This is a genomic window from Pseudomonas sp. MF08831 (assembly GCF_059862645.1).
In genome coordinates this window covers 1-24,746 of sequence record NZ_JCBCUX010000027.1, presented here as the reverse complement: position 1 = coordinate 24,746, position 24,746 = coordinate 1, and the positions used below count along the sequence as shown (strand labels likewise).

Annotated in this window: 12 protein-coding genes, 2 rRNA genes and 1 pseudogene; 5 read left to right on the top strand and 10 right to left on the bottom strand. The window is 59.1% G+C overall.

All coding sequences use genetic code 11. The annotated features are described in order from the left end of the window. Both rrf (AC19YS_RS31660) and rrf (AC19YS_RS31655) read left to right on the top strand, forming a co-directional pair. Positions 1-104: ribosomal RNA gene (gene rrf, locus AC19YS_RS31660) — 5S ribosomal RNA — on the top strand; the annotation flags it as partial. A 109-nt stretch (positions 105-213) separates the two neighbouring features. Further along, positions 214-329: ribosomal RNA gene (gene rrf, locus AC19YS_RS31655) — 5S ribosomal RNA — on the top strand. Positions 330-502: 173 nt separating this feature from the next. Here rrf (AC19YS_RS31655) and AC19YS_RS31650 read toward each other — a convergent pair. The 3 genes and pseudogenes from AC19YS_RS31650 to AC19YS_RS31640 form a co-directional block, all read right to left on the bottom strand. Then, positions 503-2,998 (bottom strand): TonB-dependent siderophore receptor, encoded by a 2,496-nt coding sequence (locus tag AC19YS_RS31650; protein WP_500603510.1) that lies wholly within the window; start codon positions 2,996-2,998, stop codon positions 503-505. Between the two features lie 105 nt (positions 2,999-3,103). Continuing rightward, positions 3,104-4,078 carry a FecR domain-containing protein gene (locus tag AC19YS_RS31645; protein WP_500603509.1) on the bottom strand — a complete coding sequence of 325 codons (975 nt, stop codon included), beginning with the start codon at positions 4,076-4,078 and terminating at the stop codon, positions 3,104-3,106. A 5-nt stretch (positions 4,079-4,083) separates the two neighbouring features. Further along, positions 4,084-4,598 (bottom strand): annotated as a pseudogene (locus tag AC19YS_RS31640) (sigma-70 family RNA polymerase sigma factor). A 279-nt stretch (positions 4,599-4,877) separates the two neighbouring features. Here AC19YS_RS31640 and AC19YS_RS31635 point away from each other — a divergent pair. Further along, positions 4,878-6,758 carry a methyl-accepting chemotaxis protein gene (locus AC19YS_RS31635; RefSeq protein WP_200625733.1) on the top strand — a complete coding sequence of 627 codons (1,881 nt, stop codon included), beginning with the start codon at positions 4,878-4,880 and terminating at the stop codon, positions 6,756-6,758. A gap of 39 nt (positions 6,759-6,797) precedes the next feature. Here the strand turns inward: AC19YS_RS31635 and AC19YS_RS31630 are convergent, their stop codons facing one another. The 5 genes from AC19YS_RS31630 to AC19YS_RS31610 all read right to left on the bottom strand — a co-directional run bounded on the left by AC19YS_RS31630 (position 6,798) and on the right by AC19YS_RS31610 (position 13,422). After that, the gene (locus tag AC19YS_RS31630) at positions 6,798-7,256 is read right to left on the bottom strand and encodes an SRPBCC family protein (RefSeq protein ID WP_106580713.1); all 459 of its coding nucleotides are present in this window, start codon (positions 7,254-7,256) and stop codon (positions 6,798-6,800) included. Between the two features lie 17 nt (positions 7,257-7,273). After that, positions 7,274-10,651 carry an amino acid adenylation domain-containing protein gene (locus tag AC19YS_RS31625; protein WP_200625734.1) on the bottom strand — a complete coding sequence of 1,126 codons (3,378 nt, stop codon included), beginning with the start codon at positions 10,649-10,651 and terminating at the stop codon, positions 7,274-7,276. Beyond that, positions 10,648-11,595, bottom strand: coding sequence for a diiron oxygenase (locus AC19YS_RS31620; protein ID WP_124416115.1), 948 nt, complete (start codon positions 11,593-11,595; stop codon positions 10,648-10,650). Before AC19YS_RS31620 ends, AC19YS_RS31625 begins: the two co-directional genes overlap by 4 nt. Continuing rightward, positions 11,592-12,350 carry a DUF3050 domain-containing protein gene (locus AC19YS_RS31615; protein WP_200625735.1) on the bottom strand — a complete coding sequence of 253 codons (759 nt, stop codon included), beginning with the start codon at positions 12,348-12,350 and terminating at the stop codon, positions 11,592-11,594. Before AC19YS_RS31615 ends, AC19YS_RS31620 begins: the two co-directional genes overlap by 4 nt. Before the next feature lie 361 nt (positions 12,351-12,711). Continuing rightward, positions 12,712-13,422: a GntR family transcriptional regulator gene (locus tag AC19YS_RS31610; RefSeq protein WP_106580709.1), complete on the bottom strand. Its 711-nt coding sequence runs from the start codon at positions 13,420-13,422 to the stop codon at positions 12,712-12,714. A 252-nt stretch (positions 13,423-13,674) separates the two neighbouring features. Here AC19YS_RS31610 and lapG point away from each other — a divergent pair, with 252 nt between their 5' ends. Together lapG and lapD are read left to right on the top strand one after the other, a co-directional pair. Then, positions 13,675-14,367 (top strand): cysteine protease LapG, encoded by a 693-nt coding sequence (lapG, locus tag AC19YS_RS31605; RefSeq protein WP_106580708.1) that lies wholly within the window; start codon positions 13,675-13,677, stop codon positions 14,365-14,367. A gap of 14 nt (positions 14,368-14,381) precedes the next feature. Continuing rightward, positions 14,382-16,328, top strand: coding sequence for a cyclic di-GMP receptor LapD (gene lapD, locus AC19YS_RS31600; RefSeq protein ID WP_106580707.1), 1,947 nt, complete (start codon positions 14,382-14,384; stop codon positions 16,326-16,328). A 152-nt stretch (positions 16,329-16,480) separates the two neighbouring features. On the opposite strand, the gene AC19YS_RS31595 is transcribed toward lapD, so the two are convergent. After that, the gene (locus AC19YS_RS31595) at positions 16,481-16,819 is read right to left on the bottom strand and encodes a hypothetical protein (RefSeq protein WP_016968775.1); all 339 of its coding nucleotides are present in this window, start codon (positions 16,817-16,819) and stop codon (positions 16,481-16,483) included. Positions 16,820-16,971: 152 nt separating this feature from the next. Next, the coding region (locus tag AC19YS_RS31590) for a beta strand repeat-containing protein (protein ID WP_500603508.1) at positions 16,972-24,746 on the bottom strand (7,775 nt) is incomplete at its 5' end.

Genomic DNA, 24,746 nt, shown 5'->3' with positions numbered 1-24,746 from the left:
AGAGCATTGGAACCACCTGATCCCATCCCGAACTCAGCAGTGAAACGATGCATCGCCGATGGTAGTGTGGGGTTTCCCCATGTGAGAGTAGGTCATCGTCAAGATTAAATTCCAGAGCCCCTGTTTGTTAACGCAAACAGGGGTTTTGTTTATGTAGAAGTCCACGAATTTCACCGGCACGTTGCAAGCGCAACGCACTGGTACACAGAATTTCTTGACGACCATAGAGCATTGGAACCACCTGATCCCATCCCGAACTCAGCAGTGAAACGATGCATCGCCGATGGTAGTGTGGGGTTTCCCCATGTGAGAGTAGGTCATCGTCAAGATCAAATTCCGAAACCCCTGTCTGCTAACGCAGACAGGGGTTTTGTCGTTTTGGAGGACTGTTGCCGACTGAGAGAAATCCTCCCGAGCCGGCCACATCAGATCCCCCTGCACCCTGCCCACAAAAAAGCCAGTGCCTGAAAGAAGACACTGGCTTGTCAGAAACGCTAACAGATCAGAATTGATAGCTTACCGTCGCACTGACATTACGCTCTTCGCCCAAATAGCAGAAGTTCAGGCTGGCACAGGACGCTACATAGGTCTCATTGGTCAGGTTGTTCGCGTTCAACCGTACATCTACGCCTTTGAGTCCGACCTTGCCCAAGTCATACCCTAAGGATGCGTCGAATAAGGTGTAGGCGGGTACCTTCATTGTGTTCTCCGCGTCTGCCCAGCTGTAGCCGACGTACCGAACCCTGCCGCCAAGTCGCAAGCCGTCAAAGGCGCCGCTATCAAACATGTAGTCCGCCCACACCGATGCCATATGGCGAGGTGCCTGCGTGGGGGAGTTGCCTTTGTTCTCAATCAAGTTGTCGGCTGAGCTCAGCGTACTGACCATCGATTTTGAATATTTAATATCGGTAAAGGTATAGCTGCCCAAGATCTTCAGGTTATCGGTCAGTTGCATATGTGCTTCCAACTCCAATCCCTGCGAGCGAACCGCACCTACTGCGCGATAGAAGTTTTCTTGAGGAAGCTTTGTCGCCAGGTTCTCCTGGTCAATGCGAAACCAGGAAGCTGTAAACAGGTTATCCGTCCCCGGCGGCTGATACTTCAAGCCCGCTTCCCACTGCGTTCCATTGGTGGGTGCCAGCGGGTTGCCGGCGTTGTCTGAATAGGAGTTCGGGTTGAACGACTCTGAATAGCTGACATAGGGTGCCAAGCCATTATCAAACAGATACAGCGCACCGGCTCGCCCAGTCAGTTTGGTACGTTTGTCAGAAATTTCCGTGCCCAGCGGTCGCCCCGCTTCAGCGATACGGTTCTCGTCGGACGTCTCTACCCAGTCCTGACGCAGCCCTAGAGAGAACCGCCATTTATCCATCTCGATCAGGTCTTGTAGATAAACGCCAGTTTGCTCAAGGCGACGCAGATAGCTGGTCAGGCTGGCATTGCTGATAGCAGTGTTGCCATAGACCGGGTTGAATGCGTTGATTGGCTGCAGTGACCCGCTCGTCCAGTCCACCACCGTTTTACGTCGCTGATAATCAGCCCCCATCAGCACGGTATGGTGAGTGGTACCGGTAAAAAACTCCGCCTGCAGCATGTTGTCGATGATGAACGCATGCAGCTTCTCATCACCTCCCGAATAATAGCGATTCAACTCGTTACTGGTCGGTGTGGTCCAGCCATAGGCGTACACCTGATCCAATTGCACCTTGGAGTCGAGATAGCGCAAGTTCTGTCGCGCAGTAAACACGTCGTTGAATCGATGCTCGAACTGATAACCGAACGACTGCTGATCACGTTTGTAGCCATCTACTCCAGGTTCACCTTCGAAGAAGTGGCTGGAGATGCGCTGGCCATTACGCTGATGCAATGCGCCGTCTGCCGGCATACCGCCGTGATAGCCGCCATCAGGATCATGCTGCAGGTACGCCTGGAGTGTCAGCGAGGTGTCTTCGGTAAAGTCGATGCTGAGTGTCGGCGCCAAGGCTAAGCGCTTTTCTTTGGCGTGGTCGAACTGCGTATCAGACTTGTCCGCTAAACCGGTAAGCCGATAGGCGATGCGCTTGTCGTCATCCACGGGTCCACTGAAGTCAAAACCCATGCCCTGCTGACCGTGACTGCCTGCCGTTGCTTGAACCTGATGGTAGGGCTCCAGCAATGGCTTCTTGCTGGTCAGCGCGACCAGGCCGCCGGGCGAGCTACGTCCATAGAGGACAGAGGAAGGCCCCTTCAGAATGTCTACGCGCTCGAGAAAATACGGATCAACCTGCATGGTGCTATAGGTGCCGCTATCCCCCATGGACTTCAAACCATCAAGGTAGATGTTGTCCACAGAACCATCATTAAAACCGCGCATTGCCACGTAGTCATAACGATGGGTCGCGCCATAGGGGTTGGTCAGTACACCAGGGGTGTAACGCAGGGCTTGTGCGACGGTTTGGGAGCCTTGGTCGTCCATCTGCTCGCGCGTCACCACGGAAACGGTTTGCGACGTCTCCAGCAATGCGGCGCTGGTCTTGGTTGCGATTTGGCTATGCGTCGCGTTGTAGCCTTCCATGCTGCCTAAGGCATTACCCAGGGCGAAGCCTTTGATATCCGTGGTGGGCAGCGTCAAGGTGCTGCTCTGCGTCTGGGTCTCCAGCACAAAGCTGACACCCTCTTGCGATACCGCCTGCAAGCCAGAGCCGGTGAGCAGATGATTTAACCCCTGCTCGGCTGAATACTCGCCATGCAGCCCGGCTGATTGCCGGCCTTGGGTTTGCCCAGGCGTGCTGGAGAGGGTAATGCCTGCCTGACGGGCGAATTGATTGAGCACCTCGCCCAGGGCGCCGGCAGGCAGGTCGTAGCGCTGGTTAACCTGCTCGATGTTTGCATGCGCAGCCATGCCGGCGATTGGACCCGCGCCCATGCCCATCGCGGTTGACAGCAATACCGCACGGATGGATTTAGCCAAAAGGGGGTAGGAAGAGCACGGTGAGTTGCCGGGAAAACGCGCTGTCATGATCAAGATCCGTGGAGGCCGGTGAGGGCTGATTGAAGGGCTTACTGTCTAAGCCGGTCTCACGGAAAAAAACCGCCAAAAAAATTTCATATAAAGCATAAAAGATCAGGCTGAACGTTCCAGGCTTACCCACCAACGCGTGCGGTAGCGCACTTCAACAGGCAGCGTCTGTGCAACGATCGCCAACAATTTATCCGTGTCCTCCAGCCGGAAAACCCCTGACAACCGCAAGTCGCTGGCTTCTGCCGAACAACCCAGATAACCAGGTCGATAGCGCCCCACCTCCGACAGGAAGGCAGCCAGGCGCATGTTCCGTGTCACGATCAGCCCATCGACCCAGGCGCCCATGTCCATATCCAGCGGCGGTGCCAGCGTGGCATGTGTGTGATGTACGAGGTAGCTCTCTCCTGCGTGGACTTGAGTCGACAGTCCGTCTGCCGAGTGTGGTGAGTGAATGGCCACGTTGCCACTGACCACACTCAAGCGGGTGCAATCGCTGTCTTGGCGCACGGCAAAGCGCCCGTCGATACCTTCGAACAAGCCGTGCCGAGTTTGAACCAGCAGTGGCGCCGAAGAAGGCGCGCCGCACGTCACCAGGATTTCCCCGCGAACCAGCGTGATCAGACGCTGCTGCGCGTTGAAATCCAGGTCCACGGCGCTGTCGGTGTTGAGTTGCAAACGAGCGCCATCCTGCAATTGCACGCTGCGCCGTTCCCCGGTGGCGGTCGCAAGGTCGGACGTCCAGCGCTGCCAGCCGGTGAGGTCGCGGCTTAACCAGGCTGCGGAGCCCACCAACATGACGCCAGACAACATCTTCAGTGCCTGCCGCCGGCCCACGCCTTGCGAAACGTTTTCCAAGGCGACGCGCGCGCCGGGGATCGCGGCCATCTGGCTGCTCAATTCCTGCTGCAGTGCCTGTACCCGCTGCCAGGCCAATTCATGGTCGTCATGCGCTTCGCGCCAGCGCACACATTGTGCATGCAAGCGCACGTTGGCCCGGTTATTACGCAGGCGCAGTGCCCAAGCGATGGCCTGCTTGACCACCTGAGGATCTGGTCCGGAGCGCGCGGCATTATCCATCGTAGTCACGCCCCATAACGCAGTACGTAACAGTGATACAGCGCCTGCGCGACATACCGTTCCACTGTTCGCAACGACACCCCCATCTGCAGCGCGATCTGCTTGTGCGCCAACCCATCACACTGAGCCAGTAGAAACGCCTTACGTACTTTCGGCTTCAATCCGTCCAGCAGGCGGGCGATTTCCTCCAGCAGTTCCAACACCAATATCCGCGTTTCTACGCTGGGGACCAACGCCTCAGGGAGATGGGCAATGGACTCGAGGTAGGCGCGCTGGATGTCTTCACGCCGCCAATGATCAATCACCAGGTCGCTGGCAATGGTTCGCAGAAAGGCACGAGGGGCTTTGAGTTCCAGGCGTTCGGTTTTTTGCAGCAAGCGCACGAACGTGTCCTGACCAGGTCCGCTGCATCCGCCGCATTGCCCAGGCGGCTGCGCAGCCACCGGTTGAGCCAGCTGTGATGGGTGCTGTAAAGCGTCTGCACAACACGTTCACAAGGGATGTACTCAGTAGTCGGCATTCACACAGGCTCGGCCAAACGTCACAAATGATAATTAGTCGCATTGTCTGGGAGGCTGAAAAATTTTGCAACGCCGACGCCTACCGATCTACCGTCGGTCGGTTTCCTACTCAAAATCAGGATGCTTCTCACAAATTTCTAAGATTTATCCTGGCCTGGCCGAAAGCCTGACGAGCCATGCGTGCACCGAAATAGAGCGGTCGCAGAGTCCGCCTATCCCGTTACATGGAATGTTCCACTCGGCACGCTCATCCCCCTTTGGCAAAAGAAGTCGATGAAATGAATCTTAAGTTCAGTCATAAAATTCTGCTGGCCGCATCAGGCGTCGTGGTTCTCGCGTTCGCGTTATTCACGCTTTACAACGACTACCTGCAGCGCAGCACTATCAAGCAAAACCTGGAGTCGTCTATCCAGCAATCAGGCGAACTCACGGCCAGCAGTGTGCAGAACTGGCTCAGTGGCCGCATTCTGGTACTCGAAAGCCTGGCGCAAAACGTTGCCCATCAGGGCAGCCAGGCCGATCTTCCTGGCTTGGTTGATCAGCCAGCGTTCACCTCGAACTTCCAGTTCACCTACGTCGGGCAAACCAACGGGGTGTTCACCCAGCGTCCTGATGCGAAGATGCCTGACGATTACGACCCGCGTCAGCGCCCTTGGTACAAGCAGGCGGTGGCTGCCGATAAAACCATGCTGACTCCGCCTTACATGGCCGCAGTCGGCGGGCAGATCGTAACCATTGCTCTGCCCGTCAAAAAGAACGGTGAGCTGTTGGGTGTGGTCGGCGGTGACCTGAGCCTGCAAACCCTGGTGAAGATCATCAACTCGGTAGACTTCGGTGGGATCGGCCATGCGTTCCTGGTCAGCGCCGATGGCCAGGTCATCGTCAGTCCTGACCAGGACCATGTGATGAAAAACCTCAAGGACATCTACCCAGGTACCAACCTGCGTATCGAAAAGGTCAGCCAGGACGTTGTTCTCAATGGCCAGGATCGCATTCTTTCGTTCACGCCAATCAGCGGTTTACCCGGTGCAGATTGGTACATCGGTCTGTCGATCGACAAAGACAAAGCCTACGCGCCACTTGGCAAGTTCCGTACTTCGGCATTGATCGCCATGTTGATTGCCGTCGTCGCCATTGCCGTGTTGTTGAGCCTGTTGATCCAAGTACTGCTGCGCCCGCTGACCACCATGGGTGTGGCCATGCAGGACATTGCCCAGGGTGAGGGCGATTTGACTCGCCGCCTGGACGTGACCAGCAAGGACGAGTTTGGCGAGGTGGGCAGCGCTTTCAACCAGTTCGTCGAGCGTATCCACGCCTCTATTTCCGAGGTGTCTTCGGCAACGCGTCAAGTGCATGACCTGTCCCAACGCGTGATGGCGTCGTCCAACGCCTCGATCATCGGCTCGGACGAGCAAAGCGCGCGCACCAACAGCGTGGCCGCGGCGATCAACGAGCTGGGTGCCGCTACCCAGGAAATCGCGCGTAACGCAGCTGATGCTTCGCAGCACGCCAGTGGTGCCAGTGAACAAGCAGACGACGGGCGCAAGGTGGTGGAGAAAACCATCCTGGCGATGTCGGAACTGTCGCAGAAGATCAGCCTGTCCTGCACTCAGATCGAAACCCTGAACGCCAGCACCGACAACATTGGCCACATCCTTGATGTGATCAAAGGCATCTCCCAGCAAACCAACTTGTTGGCGCTCAATGCCGCGATCGAGGCCGCGCGTGCCGGGGAAGCCGGGCGTGGGTTTGCCGTGGTTGCCGATGAAGTGCGTAACCTCGCTCACCGTACCCAGGAGTCCGCCGAAGAGATTCATAAGATGATCACGTCGCTGCAAGTGGGCTCGCGTGAGGCCGTGACCACCATGAACGCCAGTCAGACCTCCAGCGAGGAGAGCGTTGAAGTGGCCAACCAGGCCGGCGAGCGCCTGGTCAGCGTGACGCAGCGAATCGTCGAGATTGATGGCATGAACCAGTCGGTCGCGGCGGCTACCGAGGAGCAGACCGCTGTGGTTGAAACCCTCAATGTCGACATCAACCAGATCAACCTGCTGAATCAGCAGGGTGTGGCCAACCTCAACGAAACGCTGAAGGACTGCGATGCGCTGTCTCAGCAAGCGAGCCGCCTGAAGCAACTGGTCGACAGCTTCAAAATCTGACCGGGCTCATGCAGGAGCGAGGCGTCTCGCTCCTGCTGATCAGCTGAACATCTGGCGTACATTCTCCAGGGCCGTGTCGGCGAAGGTCTGCACAAACTGTTCAAACGCCGCCTGGGTGGTATCGACCGGCTCACCCATGAGCGTCCAGGTTGCCCGCGAACATCCTGTGCCAAGCGCTTCCACCTGCATGGCAGCCCACAGCCGGGCGACGCCCAAGGTGTTGTAGAGTGTGGTCCAGGTCATGTACATGGCGTCGTCGTCGCGGCTGTTGAGTTGCTCTACGACGCAATGGCCATCGTGGAAATGTTTGGTGCGCAAGGCGCCTATGCCTGTGCCCGTCATTTCGATGTGCGAGAGAGCCGGAACGAAGGCATCAAAGCCTGCAAAATTGCCCACCACTCGCCACAGATCAGCGGCCTCGCACGCGACGTCAACAGACGCCACCACCGGTGTGCCGTTCGGGTTGCGAATTAATGTATCGGGTTGCAGCAGATTCATGGAAATGTCCTGAACGGTCAGAGAAAGCCGATGGCCTTGAGGTGGTCGCAGCCTCTGCGCAACAGCGCCGGGTCTTTGTACGGGTACTGCTCGCCCATCGCCTCCACACCCTGGCGTGCGTTCTCGTGACAAATCATCGTGATGTCGCTGATGTCTTCTGCGAGGTTATCCAGGTAGAAGCCCAGCACGCCAAACAGCGCGTTATCAGGGCCTACCGTTCGCAGCTCGGTCTGCCACTGCGCAACGCTCACCCGCTCGAAGCAGTGGCCCGCCTGACTGAATGCATCAAGGTAGTGATCCCAGCTCAAAGGCTGTGGGTTGTGCAGGTTGAATACGTTTCGGCTTGCAACGAAGCGGCCGCAGTGGAACGCAACAAAACGGGCAAAGAAGTCCACCGGCATCAGGTCGAAGTTCACCTGCAGGCGGGGCGCCAGGCCCAATTGCAACGAACCCTTGAGCATCATCATCAGGCGGTTGTTGTGCGGCTTGCAGACGCCGTTGCGGCTATTGAAAGCGATGTTTCCCGGGCGATAGATGTTCACCCATGCGCCTTGCTCGGCTGCACGCCGCAGCAAGCGTTCGGCGACCCACTTGGAGAGGTTGTAGCCATTCTTGAGGTAGAGCGGCAACGTGGTTGCAGCCGGCGTTTCGAGGATGTTTCCCTGGGCGTCGACACTGCTGCAGGCCGACAGGGTCGAGATGAAATTGAAGACTTTCTTGCAGTGGGTTTCACACAGGCGCAGGCACTCACGTATCGGTTCGACGTTGTCCTGGGCCAGTGAGGCGTAATCCATCACATGATTGACCCGCGCGGCGTTGTGCACCAAGACCCCGTGGTTTCGGGCGAGGTGCTCATAAACATCGCTAGCCAAGCCCAGCCGGGGCAAGCCCATATCGGCGGCGTATACCTGCACCCGGCTCAGGTCCAGATGTTGCAGCCGGTACTCGCGCAATGCCTGGGTAAACCGCGTCATCGCCGACTGCCCCGGCTGTTCACGCACCAGGCATGCCACCTCCTGGGCACCGCCAGCCAACAAGGCTTCGACGAGGTGCACGCCGACAAAACTGTTGGCGCCCGTGACAATCACCTTGCGCGGATCGCCAGCGCGGTCCTCATGCAGCGTTTCTATATTCAGCGTTTGCGACGCATCCTTTTCCACCTGGCCTGACGGTGCATGCGGCAGTGCCCCGTCTTCCATCAGCACGCAGAGCGTACGAATTGTCGGCGCTTCAAAGAAACTGCTCAGTGAAAGGCTACGGCCAAACGCTTTGCGCAGACGCAGCAGCAGGGTAGACAGCAGAATGGAATGGCCGCCCAGGTTGAAAAACCCATCGTCGATGGAAATGTCGCCATCCGGCACCGCCAACAACTCGCTCCACAGCGCTACCAGCCGCATTTGCAGAGGCGTTTGTGCGGCATTGCACTCGTTGCGGGGAGTGGCGTGTTTCGGTATCGCCAGCAAGGCCTGACGGTCGATCTTGCCGTGGTGAGTGCGTGGCAGAGTGGGTAATTCTGTCCACACCTCGGGCTGCATGTAGGTCGCCAGCCATTGCCGCGCATGGTGCTTGAGGCCTGCCATGCTGGCGCCTGGTTCAGGTTGGGCGGCAAAGCTCAGGATCCTGCGGTCAGGATCAATCAGCACAGCCACTTGGCGAAACAGCCGACTGCTGCGCAGGCATTGCTCAATCTCCTGGGGCTCGACCCGAAAGCCGCGGATCTTCACCTGATCATCCCGCCGACCGCCCAGTTCGATACCGTCGGCCGTCCATTTCGCCCGGTCGCCACTGCGGTATGCCCTCACTGATCGGCCGTCCGGCTGTGTCAGCTCAACAAACGGGCTGTCGACCCCCTGCGGCGCGCTCACATACCCAAGGCCCAGGCCAGGGCCGACGATATACAGATCGCCCATCACCTGTTCATCCACCGGGTGCAGGTCGTCGTCGAGGATCAGCACCTGGCTGTTGGCAATGGGGCGCCCAAGATTGCGTGTGCTGTCACCGGGCTGGAAGGTTCGGTGGGTGACCAGTACCGTCGTCTCGGTAGGGCCGTAGAAATTGTGCAGGTGGCATTTGCTCGCCAGGCACTCGATCACAAGCGGCTCGCAGGCATCACCGCCGGTCATCAAGTGAGTCAAACCCAAGGGCTGATCCAGCGGCAGAATGCTCAGCAGCGCCGGCGGCAGAAACGCGTGGCTGATGCCCTGTTGGCGAATCAGCTCGACCAGTTGCTGAGGATCGTGCCGTTGGCCCTCGCTCGGGACGACCAACTCGGCGCCGGCTATCAGGGCGGGGAAGATGTCGATCAGCGATGAGTCAAAACTCAGCGGCGAAAACTGCAGCACGCGGCTGTGCTCGTCCAACGACATACAGGCGCCTAGCCAGGCGGTGAAATGTGCAAGGTTGCGTTGGCTGAGCAACACGCCTTTCGGTTGGCCGGTGGTGCCTGAGGTGAAAAGCGCCACGCAGGGTGCCTCGCTGCTGGGACGATGCTGCATCAGCGGGCGTGTGATGTCGGCACAGGTCGGGTCGACAGTGCTGAGATTCAGGGTAACGAAATCGTCGCGCAAAGGGTGCTGACCCTCTACCACCAACACCCTGGCGTTGCTGCTTTGCAGCATGGCGCGCTGGCGTTGCGGCGGATGATCGGGTGCCAGTGGCAGGTACACCGCGCCGCAACCCAGCACCGCCAGAATGCTGGCATACAGATCAACGGATTTTTCCAGGCACACGCCGATCACCGCTGGCGTCTGCGCGTGCTGCAGCAGGAGACTCAGGCTTTGCTGGATCGACACGGCGCGATGCAGTAATTGACGGTAGGTCAGCACGCTGCCCGCGATGTTCAGCGCCGGTCGTTCAGCAAAGGAATGAAGACTGGCCTGTAACCGCTCGATCATTGGCACCTGTGCAGCCTGTAACAGTGCCGGCTGCGAAGTACGGTTGAATCGATGCAGGAACGCCAACCCTTCAAGCCCATGAAGGCCTTGCTCAGGCCAGGCATTAGCGACGGTTGTCGCCGAAAAAAACGTAGGGTCTCGCGAGAATTGACTGACCAGCGAGGCTACCCATTCCACCAGGGCATTCGTCGCTTGGCGGCGCAATCGCTCGCCGTTGCCGCTGGGTTCTTCGGTGATGCCGCATATCGCCAGTACGCGGCGGGTTTGGTCATAGCAGCGCAATTGCACCGCAGGAAGCCCATGTTCAGACACCGGGCCAATACCCAGTCGCAGGCTGATCCGCTGGGTATTATCGGCAGGCACGCGCAGCGGTTGGCTGCCGTCTTCAATCATGACGTCGAGGTTCTCCGTCGCGGTGACGTGCCCATACTGCTCCAGCGTTTGCCTGATCGCTTCCAAGGCTTTGCTGGTGCCGCTCCATCCCATGTTCAAGCGCCTCATGGCTGCCTCCCCGATTCGGGTAAATAGGTGCTCAGGGCCAGGGCGACGCTCGGGGTGTTCAGCACACCGCTGTGGTGCAGAAAACCCATGATATTGCCAAGCAGCGGGTGCTGGCGGGTGATGGGAAAGTGCAGCGCTGCGACTTCGTCTTGTAGCGCACGGCGAACGTCGGCGCTGACGTCCAGGTGTTCGATCAACTGCAGATCGAAAGCTTTCTGCAGGTCGTTGGTCAGGTAATGCGTCAAGAAGGCCGGCAGGGTGGCCGCGATGCTGTCGCGGTCGGCCGGGTTTGCCGACTGCCAGTAGATACGCACCAGGTGGGTCCAGAACTGTGCATGGCGGCCTTCATCGAACAAGTGGTCGGCCATCAAGCCGCGTATGGACGGTTTGACGCTGTCATCCTTGGCAAACGCCGCGACGTCATGGGTGATGGTGTTCTCGGCGATGGCCACGCCAATCAACTCCACGGCGTCACGCAGGTGCGGCGGCGCCAATGCCTGCGCGGCGGGCAAGGCATGGCTCAGCTCGATTTGGCCGGGCAAGTCGAGCGGTTGCAGGCCCGTCATGTTCACGGTTTGTTGCAGGAAATCCAGCGCGACCAGCGCGTGGTAATCCTCATCGACCACGACAGTCATTGCGTCGTAGCGACAGGCGAGGGGGAAGGACAGTGAGAAGCGATTCTTGGCAATGCTGCGAGCGGTCTTGTCGACGATCTCGGTTTCGAAGATCACCACGTCATTGAGGAATTTGTAGAAGCTTTGCACCAGCACGAAGTCGCGCCACTGCGAGCAATGCTCAAGGAAGGTCGCGCTCAGCACCAGTGGCTGGCGGCTCGCGGGGTAGATGAGTCTGTCGTCGTTTTCCAGCATGCGCCGCGGACGTGTGCGCAGGGTTGCACGGCGTTCCCAGTCGTCGGCGAAGGAGCGATAGTCGGCGGCGTTCATGGCCGCGTCTCTTGCAGCGAGGCGCGCACGTCGTCCCAGAAGCGGAGGCGGCTGTGCACCGCGCCCAGAGCTATCTCATCGGCCTGGCGTTGGCGAGTCGGGTCTGTACCGATCAGGCGCTGGAGCAGCGCCTCTGCGGCGGGCCCGTGCCCTTGCGTGTCCAGTTCGATGTGACGGTTCAAGTAGTAGCAGAAGGTCGGCGCCTGGCGGCCCTTGAATACATCGCCGCGCAGAATGCACGCGAACATGGAGGGAATGACACTCTCGCGTCCATGCAGGAAGGCGGACGCTACGCCGTGGGTGGGCGCGTTCAAGGCGATCTGCAACGTGCTTTCGACAAAGCGGGCTACGCCTGGCGGCGCATCGACCTGATGCAAGGCTGTGCTGGCTTCGGTCCCCTGACGCTGCAGCTCAATGAAGCGCCGGACGACGCGGGTGTCAGCGCCTACTTCGGCCATCGCTTGCAGGTACAGGTCGAAGTGGCTGCAATGGCCCTGTGCGGGATGTTCATCGGACTCTTCGCCGAGCACGATTTCATTGATGAGGCGCGTCGCTTGCGGGTCGAGGGGCGGCAGCCAGGGTAACTGCGTGCAGCTCAGGTCCTGCTGCAAGCGTTTGGTCAGGCTCATAAAATCCCAAACGGCAAATACATGGTGTTGCATGAAACGCTGTAACTTGGTCAGTGAAGTTATTTCTTTAAATAACGGATGGCGGCACAGCTGCAGTTTCTTTTGTTCAAGTAAGTGTTGATGCATGGTTGATGCCTATAAGTTATTGCGCTGCTCTGAAAACAGGATGGTATTTACAATTGGACGTGCAGGCGTGGCGCATAGCCAGGCCCCGCGCGCAGCGAGAACGAGACTAAGCTGCTCTGCAAAATAAAATGGTTGTTGCATTAGGTCGCGATAGTAAGCTGATTAAACGGTGGGGCGAGATGATGAAAGTATTAGATATTTTTTCGAGATACAGTGTGTTGTAAGTAACTTGCTTGAATCGAAGTGGGACGTTTCTTTAAGTTAGCCAGGCACCAACAAATATGCGATGTATACCGTGGGGGCCCTTCCGCACAGAAAGGGGCCTTCACCGTATAAGGATCCACAACGAGCGCGGTAAAACTTACTGCGTGTCGGGTGTTGCGGCGGCTTCAAGACCGCTGAGGTAGGTAGAGATGACCTCCATGCCGCGCATCAGGTGGTTGCGCAACGTCAGGATGCTCTCGTCGGTTTTCTTCTGGGCCACCAGGCTCAGCAGTTCACGGTGATCTTCCTGGGACGTCTCGCCCAGCCCCATCGCTTCGAGGTTGAAGCGCAGAAAGCGTTCTTCCTCATTCAAGCCGTGTTCAACCAACTTGAGCAAACGCTGGTTGGGTGCCTTGCTATAAAGCGCCATGTGAAACAGACGATTGAGACGGCCGATCTCGGCGTAGTCTTTCTCCTGCTCCAGCGCTTTGATCAAGGCGTCGGCTTGGGCAATGTCGGCGTCGGTGAGCAACGGGATCGACAGGCGCAGCGCTTCGGATTCCAGCAGCATGCGCAGGGCATAGGTTTCAGCCGAATTGTCTTCGATCAACGGTGCAACCACGGCGCCCTTGTGAGTCACCACATGCAGCAAAGACTGGGCTTCCAGCTGGCGCAAAGCTTCGCGCACGGGCATGCGGCTGACACCGAACAGGCTGGCGAGCTCTTGCTGGCGCATCGCGGTGCCACAGGGCAGTCGACCGTCGAGAATGGCATTGCGCAAGGTTTCTTCAATAACGGCGCGAGCAAGGTGGGCGGGAATAGGCCCGCTGATTTTGATGCTGCTTAAAGGGTTCGGCTTCTGCGTCACGGTTACGCTATCCTCCTTATTGTTGAATGGAGTGTGTTTAATTGGATCCAATGCACACTAAAGATGGCCCACACGCTTGTCAAACAGCCAAAGTTTCCGTTTGTAAGGGCTTACAAGCTGTACTTTGTGCATCCCACAGCGGCGGGTCATGAACTTCGCCCACGCATGAATGATTGCACTGTGCCATTGTTTTTTGTGGGTTGAGGCTTCACCATCCTTTGAAATTCCGTCTCTCTCCACGGACTGAACGCCTTGGCGGTAAGTTTTATTCCCTCTCGAATCCTCAGCTGGCTATTTTCAGCGATTCTGTTGGCTGGCTTGATGCTCGGCGGGCTGCATGCCGATTGGGATTTCTCTCAGATCAGCCGCAAAGCCACCGCCTTGTACGGGCCGCTGGGTGAGGGCCAGCAGCGAATTGACGCCTGGCAGCGGTTGCTGGCGACCCAAAAGCAAGTCGACGAGCAGGAGCAGCTCAAGGTCGTCAATCTGTTCTTCAACAAACAAATGACGTACGTGGAAGACATCGACCTGTGGCACGTGGTCGATTATTGGGAGACGCCCATCGAAGCCCTGTGGAAAGGTGCCGGAGATTGTGAAGACTACGCAATCGCCAAGTATTTCAGCCTGCGTCACCTGGGCGTTTCCAGCGACAAATTGCGCATTACCTACGTCAAGGCCTTGCGGCAGAATCGCGCGCACATGGTGCTGACTTATTATTCGACCCCCAACGCCATCCCGCTGGTGCTCGATAGCCTGATGGACGAGATCCTGCCGGCCACTCGCCGTACCGACCTGATTCCCGTGTATTCCTTCAACGCCGAGGGTTTGTACCTGCCCGGCGCCAAGGGCAACACGAAAGTCGGTGATACCAAACGCTTGTCGCGCTGGCAGGATGTGTTGAGAAAAATGCGTGCCGAAGGCTTCCCGGCCGAGCCTGCCAACTAGGAGTAACTGATCGGATGTCTCTGTTCAAACAACTATTGATCGCAATCTGTCTGTTCCTCGTGGTCGCCTTCAGTGGCAGCTTCATGGTCAGCCTGGAAAGCTCGCGCACCCAATACGTCAACCAGCTTCGCTCCCACGCGCAGGATGCGGCGACGGCACTGGCGTTGTCGCTGACGCCCAATATCGACGACCCGGCCATGGTCGAACTGCTGGTCAGCTCAATCTTCGACAGCGGCTATTACGCGAGCATCCGCGTGGTGGACCTGGCCACGGATAAAACCATCGTCGAGCGCAGCGGCATTCCCGACAACAACGGTGTGCCCAACTGGTTCGTGAAATTGATCGGCCTGGAGCCGGCGGGTGGCGATGCGCTGGTCAATCGCGGCTGGGAGCAGGCGGCGCGCGTGGAGGTGGTCAGTCACCCGATGTTCGCCCTGGCCAAACTCTGGCAGAGCGCCCTGGGCAGCCTCGGCTGGCTGTTGCTGTGCGGCGCGGTCAGTGCGGTGCTTGGCGCGTTATTGCTGCGCCGGCAGTTGAAGCCATTGGACTACATGGTCAAGCAGTCCCACGCCATTGCCCGCCGCGAGTTCCTCAGCTTGCCCGACCTGCCGCGCACGCCGGAACTGCGCCGCGTGGTGCAGGCCATGAACCAGATGGTGGAAAAGCTCAAGGCGCTGTTCCAGGAGCAGGCCGAGCGCAGCGAAAAACTGCGCATCGAGTCCTATCAAGACAACCTCACCGGCCTCGCCAACCGGCGTTATTTCGAAATGCAGCTCAACGCCCGCGTGAGTCACCCGGAAGAGACCAGCTCCGGCTATCTGCTGCTGCTGCGGGTCAAGGACCTCGCCGGTCTCAACCAGCGCCTCGGTGGCCAGCGTACCGACCAATTGCTGCAAGCGGTCGGCGAACAGCTGCTGCGCGAGTGCGAGCCGTACCCGGAAACCCACAACCTCGTCACCCGTATCCGCGGCGGTGAGTTTGCGGTACTGGCGCCGGGGCTGGTGCGTGAAGAAGCGCTGCAACTGGCGCAGAACCTTGAGACCACGTTGCTCAGCCTGCAGGCCACTGGCGCCAGTGATGTCACGCCGGTTGCCTATATCGGCCTGGCACCGTTTAACCATGGCGATTCGCCTCAAGCCCTGTTGACCCTGGCTGACCAAGCCCTGGCCCAGGCCGAAGGGCAGGGCGACACCACCTGGGTGTGCCTCGACCATAGCGCCGCCGCCAGCGTCGGCGACGATCACCATGCGTGGCACACACTGCTCGACCAGGCCCTGACCCAGCAGCGTTTCCAGCTGTACTTCCAACCGGTGGTCGCCAGCCAGGACCCGCAGCTGGTCTTGCACTACAAAGTGCTGTCGCGCTTGCAGGATGAAGACGGCCACACGATACCTGCCGGACGTTTCCTGCCGTGGCTCGAGCGCTTCGGCTGGACGGCGCGCCTGGACCGCTTGATGCTTGAGCAGGTACTCAAGCAAATGGCCGGCCACAGCCATAGCCTGGCGCTGAACCTGTCTGCCGCGACCTTGCAGGATGCTCAGGCGCTGAATCGGATTTTTGAGCTGCTGCGCCAGCACAGCAACCTGGGCCCGCGCCTGACCCTGGAAATCGGTGAAGAACAATTGCCGGAGCAGGCGCTGCTGGAGCAGTTGACCCAGCGCCTGCGCGAGCTGGGCTTCTCTCTGAGCCTGCAGCGCTTTGGTGGGCGTTTCAGCATGATCGGCAACCTTGCACGGCTGGGCCTGGCGTACCTGAAAATCGACGGCAGCTACATCCGCGCCATCGATCAGGAAAGCGACAAACGCCTGTTTATCGAGGCGATCCAGCGTGCGGCCCACAGCATCGACTTGCCATTGATTGCCGAGCGTGTGGAAACCGAGGGTGAGCTGAAGGTGATTCGCGAGATGGGGATTTTCGGTGTGCAGGGCCAGCTGTTCGGTGAACCGGCGCCCTGGAAATAATCCAGACCTAACGGGGCACTCGCTTGTGTGGGAGCTGGCTTGCCTGCGATAGCATCACTTCGGTCCGCCTGATACACCGAGGTGCCTGCATCGCGGGCAAGCCAGCTCCCACAAAAGCCTGCCCCGATTTAGATTCGGTGTGCCTAACTAAATCAGATCAAACCAGTCTCTTCATCATTGATCAGGTGGCTCAACCCGCCCAACGCTTCCCGCGCGTGGGTACGGTCCATCAGCTTGGCCTGCGCCGCCGGTGGCAGGTCTGTCACGCTGATCACGCCCTTGCGCGTCAGCACCTGAATCAAGTCGTCCAGCACCCGAATCATCTCCAGGTCGCTTTGCTTGAGCTGCGCCAGGCTGGTTTCCACCACTTCGTTGGCGTACCAGGCCTGAATCTCATGGTGATCGGCCGGCAGGGTTTCAGTTGATTCGGCAAAGGCGGCGGCCTCCACGCGACTCAGTGCACCCTGTGCATCACGTTGCACGTAAAACATAAGAAACCCTCGAAAATGAGCCACACGCGTTCACCAGCATAGGTCAATGGTGTGTTTATGAGCGCGAGTATGCGATGCAACCGCCCGTGAGGGCCAGCGACGCATCAGCCAAATAAATCGGCCGCCCGAGTGGGCGGCCGGTTCATCGCGTCTTAGGCGGTGTGATCGATCTTGATGGTCGGGTCGGCGCCACTGATCAGCGAGTTGATGCTGGTGTGGGACCAATCGTTGCCTTCCAGCTTGATCGTCACATCGGCATTGGCCACGCCGCCCGCTGCGTTGAGCTTGCCTTCACTGCTGATTTGCAGGGTCGACACGCCGTCTACCGTGGTGATCTTGAGGTAGTTGTCGATGGTGCTGTCCGTCTCACCCTTCAACAGATCCTTGAGATCGATCCGGTCACCTTCCGAGGCTTTAAAGTCCTTGATCACATCGTTGCCCAGGTCACCCGCTTTCCACACGAAGGTGTCGGCACCCGAACCACCGATCAGGATGTCGTTGCCCGGACCACCGATCAAGGTGTCGTCACCGGTGCCGCCCAGCAAGATGTCATTGCCTTTGCCGCCGTCCAGGTAGTCATTGCCGCCCTGGCCGAACAGGATGTCATCACCCGCGCCGCCCAGCAGCGTGTCGTTGCCGTCCTTGGCGCCGGACACATCGAAGTCCGCGTAATGCTCGGTGACGTACTGGTGCACGTTCGAGGTGGTCACTGCCGTGACCGCCACGCCGGTCTTCTGTGCAACAAAGGCCTGCAGTGCGTTGTAACCCTCACCGGTAATACCGCTGAAGCTCACCAGGTCGCCGAAGATGATGTCGTTGCCGTCGCCACCGCTGATGGTGTCGTTACCCGGCAGCGTTGCTTCGGTGTGGCCGAGAATTGCGTTGGCCAGGTCTTTCGGGTCGATGTTGCTTTGCGGCTTGCCATCGCTGTCGTAAGGCTTCAGGTCGCTGAGGGTGACGTCGCTGTTGATGCCGATGGCTTCCACTTGCGACAACCCGCCCAGCAAGGCAAAGGCGCTTTTGGCGTTGCTCAGCGTCGCCGAGTCGGTGCTGCTGCCGGTACCGCTCAGGTTGGACAGCTCGTAGGTGCCGTCACCTTGGGCGTGCAGGGTGCCCAGGTTATTAACCACCCAGCGCGAGCCATTCCAGGTTTGCAACTGGGCCGCACCCGAGGAGTCGACACTGAAGTAGTGGGTGTTATCCAGGTATTTGCTGAACGTCGTGCCCAGTGTGTAGTTGGACGTGGTCACCAAGTCGTCGAGTTTCACGTTGTAAATCGTCGGGTTGGTCTGCTCGCCGCTCTGGTAATAGGTCGGCTTGCCGTCGGTGATGAAGTAGGTCAAGTTGGTGGCACCGCTGTTGCCGGTAGCCAGGCCGCTCTGGAAGAAGTTGGCCGTGGTCTTGAACACGTCTTCATAGTTGGTACCGCCGCCCGACGCCATCGAGTCCAGCACTGCCTTGAGCAACGTCAGGGCGTTTGGATCGTTGAGGTTGATGGCGACCGACTTGTTCACCTGGGTATCGAAATCCGCCAGGAAGATATTCACAGTCCCCGACGTGTTGGCGCCCAGGCTGTCTTTGAGCGAGTTGAACACCGAGGTCAACGAAGCCTTTGCCGCGTTGATCGACGCGGTGCTCATGCTGCCGGAACTGTCCACCATAAACGCGATGTTGTAGTTCTTGCCCTGCACCACGTTCAGGCCGCCGATATCGGCCACGACGATGTCGTTGCCATCGGTGCCGGTAATCGCGTCACTGCCCGAGGTGCCCGTGATCGCGCTGTAGGTGGCCGGGTACACCGTCACCGGCAATTGCGCGGTGGTGATGGCCGAACCGCCGAGGCTTTCGGTGGACGTCGAGGTGACGGTCAGGTTGAACTGGCCGCTGTAGTAGGTCGGCGGCTTGATGGTCAGGGTGCTCAGGTCCCAGCCGGTGACGTTGACTTCGCCCACGGTTTTGGTCGCGGTGAAGGTGTGCCCGGACGCGTCGGTTAGCACCGAGCCTGCCGGTACGCCACTGATCTTCACGCTCAGGGTTTCCGAACCGTCGGTATCGGTCAGCGCGGTGGTGACCTTGGACAGCTTCACGGTGCCGTTTTCCTGGCCTTCGTTGAGCTTGTAGCCCACGTAGTAACCGTCACCGTTGCTGCCATGCAGGTCGGACACGGTCACGCCGGCGTTGGTCAGGTCAGTGATGCCGGTGTACAACGCCGCGCCGCTGGTGCTCAGGTCTGTGGCCGCTGCGCCGTTGATCGACAGGTTGACGTCATAGCTGCCCGGGCCGGACTGGTTGGCGTGGTAAATCTCGATGCTGTAGTAGCCGCTGACGGTCGGGGTGATCGAGCCGCTGAACTTGCCACTGTTGGTGCCCCATTGCGCGCTGGCCACGTCTTTGCCGCCGACGTTGATCACCAGGCTGTCATCGCCGGTGCCGCTGAAGGTGTAGGACTTGCCGGCTTCCATGTACATCAGGCCGGAGATCTTCGAGCCTGCACCCGCCGCCACGTTGGCGGTGGATTCGACGTTGGTCACAATCCCACTGCTGTTGGGCGTGCCAGCGTTATCAATGGCGTTTTTCAGGTCGGCCGGGGCCGCGCCGTTACCGTTGGTGCCGATGCCGGCGATGCTGTTCCAGCTTTGTTTGAGCAAGCCCACCGAATTGACGTTGTTGTCAGCCACATTCAGGGTCGGTGCGTCGGCGACCGGTGTGATATCGACTTTCACCGTGGCGCTGGTGCCCAGGTCCTTGCCGTCGGTAGGCTGGAACTTGAACTGCGCGTAATCGGCCTGCTTGTTGCCAATACCGGTGCCGCCATAACCGTCGGTGCCGGACTCGTTGGCGTTGGGCATAAAGCGCAACTGGCCGCCGTCGATCTGCGCCTTGGTGAAGGTCTGGCCGGCGGTCACGTTGGTCCAGGTGGCGCCATCTGCCGCCAGGTATTGCAGCTTGCCGGCCACCGGCAGGTCGGTGATCTTCACGCCAAGGCTGGCTTGTGGCGAGTCCACATCGGTCACGCCGAAGTTGGCCCAGGTCAGCGCCAGCGGCGTGTCTTCGGTGCCGGTCACGGCGCTGCCGGTTGCCACTGGCGCATCGTTGACCGCCACTACGTTGACCGTGGCGGTAGCGACGTTGGAGTAATTGCCGCCATCGGTCACGGTCACGGTGATGGTCCGCGGCGTGGTGCTCGGGTCGTGGCTGTTGTTGGTGAACGTGATGTTCTTGATCTGCTGCATGTAGTCAGCCAGCGACGCCGTACCGGTCAGGGTCAGCGTGATCTTGCCGGTGGCAGGGTCTGTGGTCGGGGTCACAGTGATGCCGGTAACGCCTGTGTAGTTCAGCGAATCGCCCTGCTGAGTGTTGGTCAAGACCACCGTGGCGCCGGTCAGTTGAGTGCTGTCCGGATCGGTAATCTTGATGTCAGTGTCAGCAATCGACACGCCCGTGCCGCCTTCGGTGAACGAGGTCTTGTAGTCGGCACCGGTGGCGCCGCTGGAGTTGTTGGCATCCAGGTCGATGACCGGCGGCGCGTCGTTGTCGATGATGTTGGTGCTGACGCTGCCATTGCCGACCACCAGGTTTTCGAAGTTGCCGCCGGTGGTTTTATCGATGGTGATGACGATCGTTTCTGTCGGCTCGGTGATCTTGTCGTCGATCGTGCCGATGGTGAACGGCACGCTGCTGGCGCCAGCCGGGATCTTCACGGTGTACACGCCAGTGAAATCCGAGCCATCGGTGGCGGTGCCGCTGTACTTGAGCGTCACGGTCACATCGGTTTGCGCCGGGTTGCTCAGGGTCAGGGTGTAGTTCGCCGTGCCGCCTTCAGTCACCGACGCGTCGCCGGTAATGCTGATGGTGGTGTTGTTGATCACATCCGTCACCTTGGTGGTCACGGTGCTGCCGTCGACGATCAGATGCTCGTACTTGTCGCCGCCGCTGACCACGCCGGTGATCTTGGCAGTCACGTCGTTGGCGCCCACGTACGCATCGTTAGGCGCAGTGGTGGTCGCGGTGTTGCTGGACTGGCCGTTGCCGATGGTAATGGTCGAGCCGTTATTCAACTTCACCACCAGGTCGGAGCCGACGTTGGTTACGGCATTGCCGTTCTTGTCGACCAGGGACGCGGTGTAAGTGATCTGGCCGCCTTCGCTGACCGAACCGTTGGCTTTGAGCGACACGGTCACGTCATCGATGGTGTCGTTGACGACGGTGGTTGCGCCGCCCGGGGTGATGGTGACGCCCTCGAAATTACCGCCGGTAGTGCCGGTGATCTTCACGGTCTGGGTGCTTTTGTCGATGAACACGTCATCGCCTGGCGCATTGACGGTCACCTGACCGACCAGGGAATCCTTGGCGATCTTGATCGTGGCGCCGTTATCCAGGGTGACCACCATGTCGCTGCCGGCCTTGTTGCTCAAGGTGGCGGTGTAGGTGATGGTGCCGCCTTCGTTGACCGCACTTGGCGCGGTCAGGGTGACGGTCGTCAGGTCGGTGGTGCCCGGTGTGTCGTATACGGTGGTGCTCACCGGATCCTTGACCGGCACCAGGTTCTCGAACTGCTCCCCACCGGTTACGCCCTTGATGGCCGCAGTCACCGTCTGGTTGCCGGCGTACACATCGTTAGGCGCGACAACGGTGGCCGTGCTGGAACTCTGGCCGTCGGCAATGCTGATGGTCTTGCCGTTATCCAGCTCGACCACCACAGTCTTGCCGACGTTATTGACGGCATGACCGTCTTTGTCGACCAGGGTGGCGGTGTAGACGATGTTGCCTTTCTCGCCGACGCTGCCGGTGGCGGTCAGGAGGATTCTCACCGTATCAATGGTGTCGTTGACCACGGTGGTGGCGCCGCCCGGCGTCACGCTGAGGTTTTCGAAATTGCCGCCGGTAGTGCCGGCGATCTTGACGGTCTGGGTGCTCTTGTCGATGAACACGTCATCGCCTGGCGCATTGACGGTCACCTGGCCCACCAGGGAATCCTTGGCAATCTTGATCGTCGAGCCGTTATCCAGGGTGATCACCATGTCGCTGCCAGCCTTGTTGCTCAAGGTGGCGGTGTAGGTGATGGTGCCGCCTTCGTTGACCGCACTTGGCGCACTCAGGGTCACGGTGGTGGTGTCGATCGAGTCGGTGATGCTCGTCACTGCAGCGGCCGGATTCGCCGCCAGGTTCTCAAAATTACCGCCGGTTGCCTTGGTGATCGTCGTGCTGACAGTCGACGCGTTGTTGTAAACGTCGTTCGGCGGCGTTTGGAACACGACCGTGCCCGAAGACTTGCCGGCTTCGATGTTGATCGTCTGGCCGTTGCTCAGCGTGACCGCCACAGCGGTTTGCGCCGGGTTGGTCAGCGTGGCGGTGTAAATAATGTTGCCGCCTTCAACGACTGAAGGGGTTGCCGTCAGGGTGACGGTAGTGGTGTCGATCGAGTCGGTAATCGTAGTGGTCGCTGGCGCTGGGTTGGTTGCCAGGTTTTCGAAGTTACCGCCAGTGGCGTTGGTGATCGTCGTGTTGACGGTCGAACCGTTGTTATAGACGTCGTTGGCCGGGGTGTGGAACACCACTGAGCCTGAGGACTTGCCGGCTTCGATGTTGATCGTCTGGCCGTTGCTCAGCGTTACGGTTACCGCGGTTTGCGCTGGATTTGTCAGCGTGGCGGTGTAAGTGATATTGCCGCCTTCAACGACCGATGGATCCGCCGTCAGGGTAACGGTGGTGGTGTCGATCGAGTCGGTAATCGTAGTGGTCGCTGGCGTAGGGTTGGTCGCCAGGTTCTCGAAGTTACCGCCAGTGGCGTTGGTGATCGTCGTATTGACGGTCGAACCGTTGTTGTAGACGTCGTTGGCCGGGGTGTGGAACACCACTGAGCCTGAGGACTTGCCGGCTTCGATGTTGATCGTCTGGCCGTTGCTCAGCGTGACCGTCACGGCGGTTTGCGCCGGGTTAGTCAGCGTAGCGGTGTAAGTAATGTTGCCGCCTTCAACGACCGAAGGATCCGCCGTCAGGGTGACGGTAGTGGTGTCGATCGAGTCGGTGATCGTGGTGGTGGCTGGCGCTGGGTTGGTTGCCAGGTTCTCGAAGTTGCCACCGGTAGCGTTGGTGATCGTCGTGTTGACGGTCGAACCGTTGTTGTAGACGTCGTTGGCCGGCGTTTCAAACACCACCGAGCCAGCAGATTTACCCGCTTCGATAACGATGGTCTGGCCATTCGAAAGCGTCACAGTCACCGCAGTTTGCGCCGGGTTAGTCAGCGTAGCGGTGTAAGTAATGTTGCCGCCTTCAACGACCGATGGATCCGCCGTCAGGGTAACGGTAGTGGTGTCGATCGAGTCGGTGATCGTGGTGGTTGCTGGCGCTGGGTTGGTTGCGAGGTTTTCGAAGTTACCGCCAGTGGCGTTGGTGATCGTCGTATTGACGGTCGAACCGTTGTTGTAGACGTCGTTGGCCGGGGTGTGGAACACCACTGAGCCTGAGGACTTGCCGGCTTCGATGTTGATCGTCTGGCCGTTGCTCAGCGTGACCGTCACGGCGGTTTGCGCCGGGTTAGTCAGCGTAGCGGTGTAAGTAATGTTGCCGCCTTCAACGACCGAAGGATCCGCCGTCAGGGTGACGGTAGTGGTGTCGATCGAGTCGGTGATCGTGGTGGTGGCTGGCGCTGGGTTGGTTGCCAGGTTCTCGAAGTTGCCACCGGTAGCGTTGGTGATCGTCGTGTTGACGGTCGAACCGTTGTTGTAGACGTCGTTGGCCGGCGTTTCAAACACCACCGAGCCAGCAGATTTACCCGCTTCGATAACGATGGTCTGGCCATTCGAAAGCGTCACAGTCACCGCAGTTTGCGCCGGGTTAGTCAGCGTAGCGGTGTAAGTAATGTTGCCGCCTTCAACGACCGATGGATCCGCCGTCAGAGTGACAGTGGTGGTGTCGATCGAGTCGGTGATCGTGGTGACGGCTGGGGCGGTACCTGGAACCAGGTTCTCAAAGTTACCGCCAGTTGCACCGGTAATAGTGGTGCTGACAGTCGAACCATTGTTGTAAACGTCGTTGGCTGGAGTTTCGAAAACTACAGTTCCGCTGGATTTTCCAGCTTCGATGTTGATCGTCTGGCCGTTGCTCAACGTGACGGTCACGGCGGTTTGCGCCGGATTGGTCAACGTCGCGGTGTAAGTGATGTTGCCGCCTTCAACGACCGATGGATCCGCCGTCAGAGTGACAGTGGTGGTATCGATAGAGTCGGTGATGGTGGTGGTCGCTGGCGTAGGGTTGGTCGCCAGATTCTCGAAGTTACCGCCAGTGGCGTTGGTGATCGTCGTGTTGACGGTCGAACCGTTGTTATAGACGTCGTTGGCTGGGGTTTCGAAAACCACCGAGCCCGCAGATTTACCCGCTTCGATGACGATGGTCTGACCATTCGAAAGCGTCACAGTCACCGCAGTTTGCGCCGGGTTAGTCAGCGTAGCGGTGTAAGTAATGTTGCCGCCTTCAACGACTGATGGATCTGCCGTCAGAGTGACGGTGGTGGTGTCGATCGAATCAGTGATCGTGGTGACGGCTGGGGCAGTACCTGGAACCAGGTTCTCAAAGTTACCGCCAGTTGCACCGGTAATAGTGGTGCTGACAGTCGAACCATTGTTGTAAACGTCGTTGGCCGGAGTTTCGAAAACTACAGTTCCGCTGGACTTGCCCGCTTCGATATTGATCGTCTGACCGTTGCTCAAGGTAACCGTCACAGCGGTTTGTGCTGGGTTGGTCAGCGTGGCGGTGTAAGTGATGTTGCCGCCTTCAACGACCGATGGATCTGCCGTCAGAGTGACGGTGGTGGTGTCGATCGAATCGGTAATCGTGGTGGTCGCTGGCGCTGGGTTGGTCGCCAGGTTCTCGAAGTTACCGCCAGTGGCGTTGGTGATCGTCGTGTTGACGGTCGAACCGTTGTTGT

What these genes read in the sequence shown, in the direction of transcription:
- AC19YS_RS31650 (WP_500603510.1), bottom strand. Translation starts at nt 2,998, where the DNA reads ATGACAGCGCGTTTTCCCGGCAACTCACCGTGCTCTTCCTACCCCCTT.
- AC19YS_RS31645 (WP_500603509.1), bottom strand. Translation starts at nt 4,078, where the DNA reads ATGGATAATGCCGCGCGCTCCGGACCAGATCCTCAGGTGGTCAAGCAG.
- AC19YS_RS31635 (WP_200625733.1), top strand. Translation starts at nt 4,878, where the DNA reads ATGAATCTTAAGTTCAGTCATAAAATTCTGCTGGCCGCATCAGGCGTC.
- AC19YS_RS31630 (WP_106580713.1), bottom strand. Translation starts at nt 7,256, where the DNA reads ATGAATCTGCTGCAACCCGATACATTAATTCGCAACCCGAACGGCACA.
- AC19YS_RS31625 (WP_200625734.1), bottom strand. Translation starts at nt 10,651, where the DNA reads ATGAGGCGCTTGAACATGGGATGGAGCGGCACCAGCAAAGCCTTGGAA.
- AC19YS_RS31620 (WP_124416115.1), bottom strand. Translation starts at nt 11,595, where the DNA reads ATGAACGCCGCCGACTATCGCTCCTTCGCCGACGACTGGGAACGCCGT.
- AC19YS_RS31615 (WP_200625735.1), bottom strand. Translation starts at nt 12,350, where the DNA reads ATGCATCAACACTTACTTGAACAAAAGAAACTGCAGCTGTGCCGCCAT.
- lapD (WP_106580707.1), top strand. Translation starts at nt 14,382, where the DNA reads ATGTCTCTGTTCAAACAACTATTGATCGCAATCTGTCTGTTCCTCGTG.
- AC19YS_RS31595 (WP_016968775.1), bottom strand. Translation starts at nt 16,819, where the DNA reads ATGTTTTACGTGCAACGTGATGCACAGGGTGCACTGAGTCGCGTGGAG.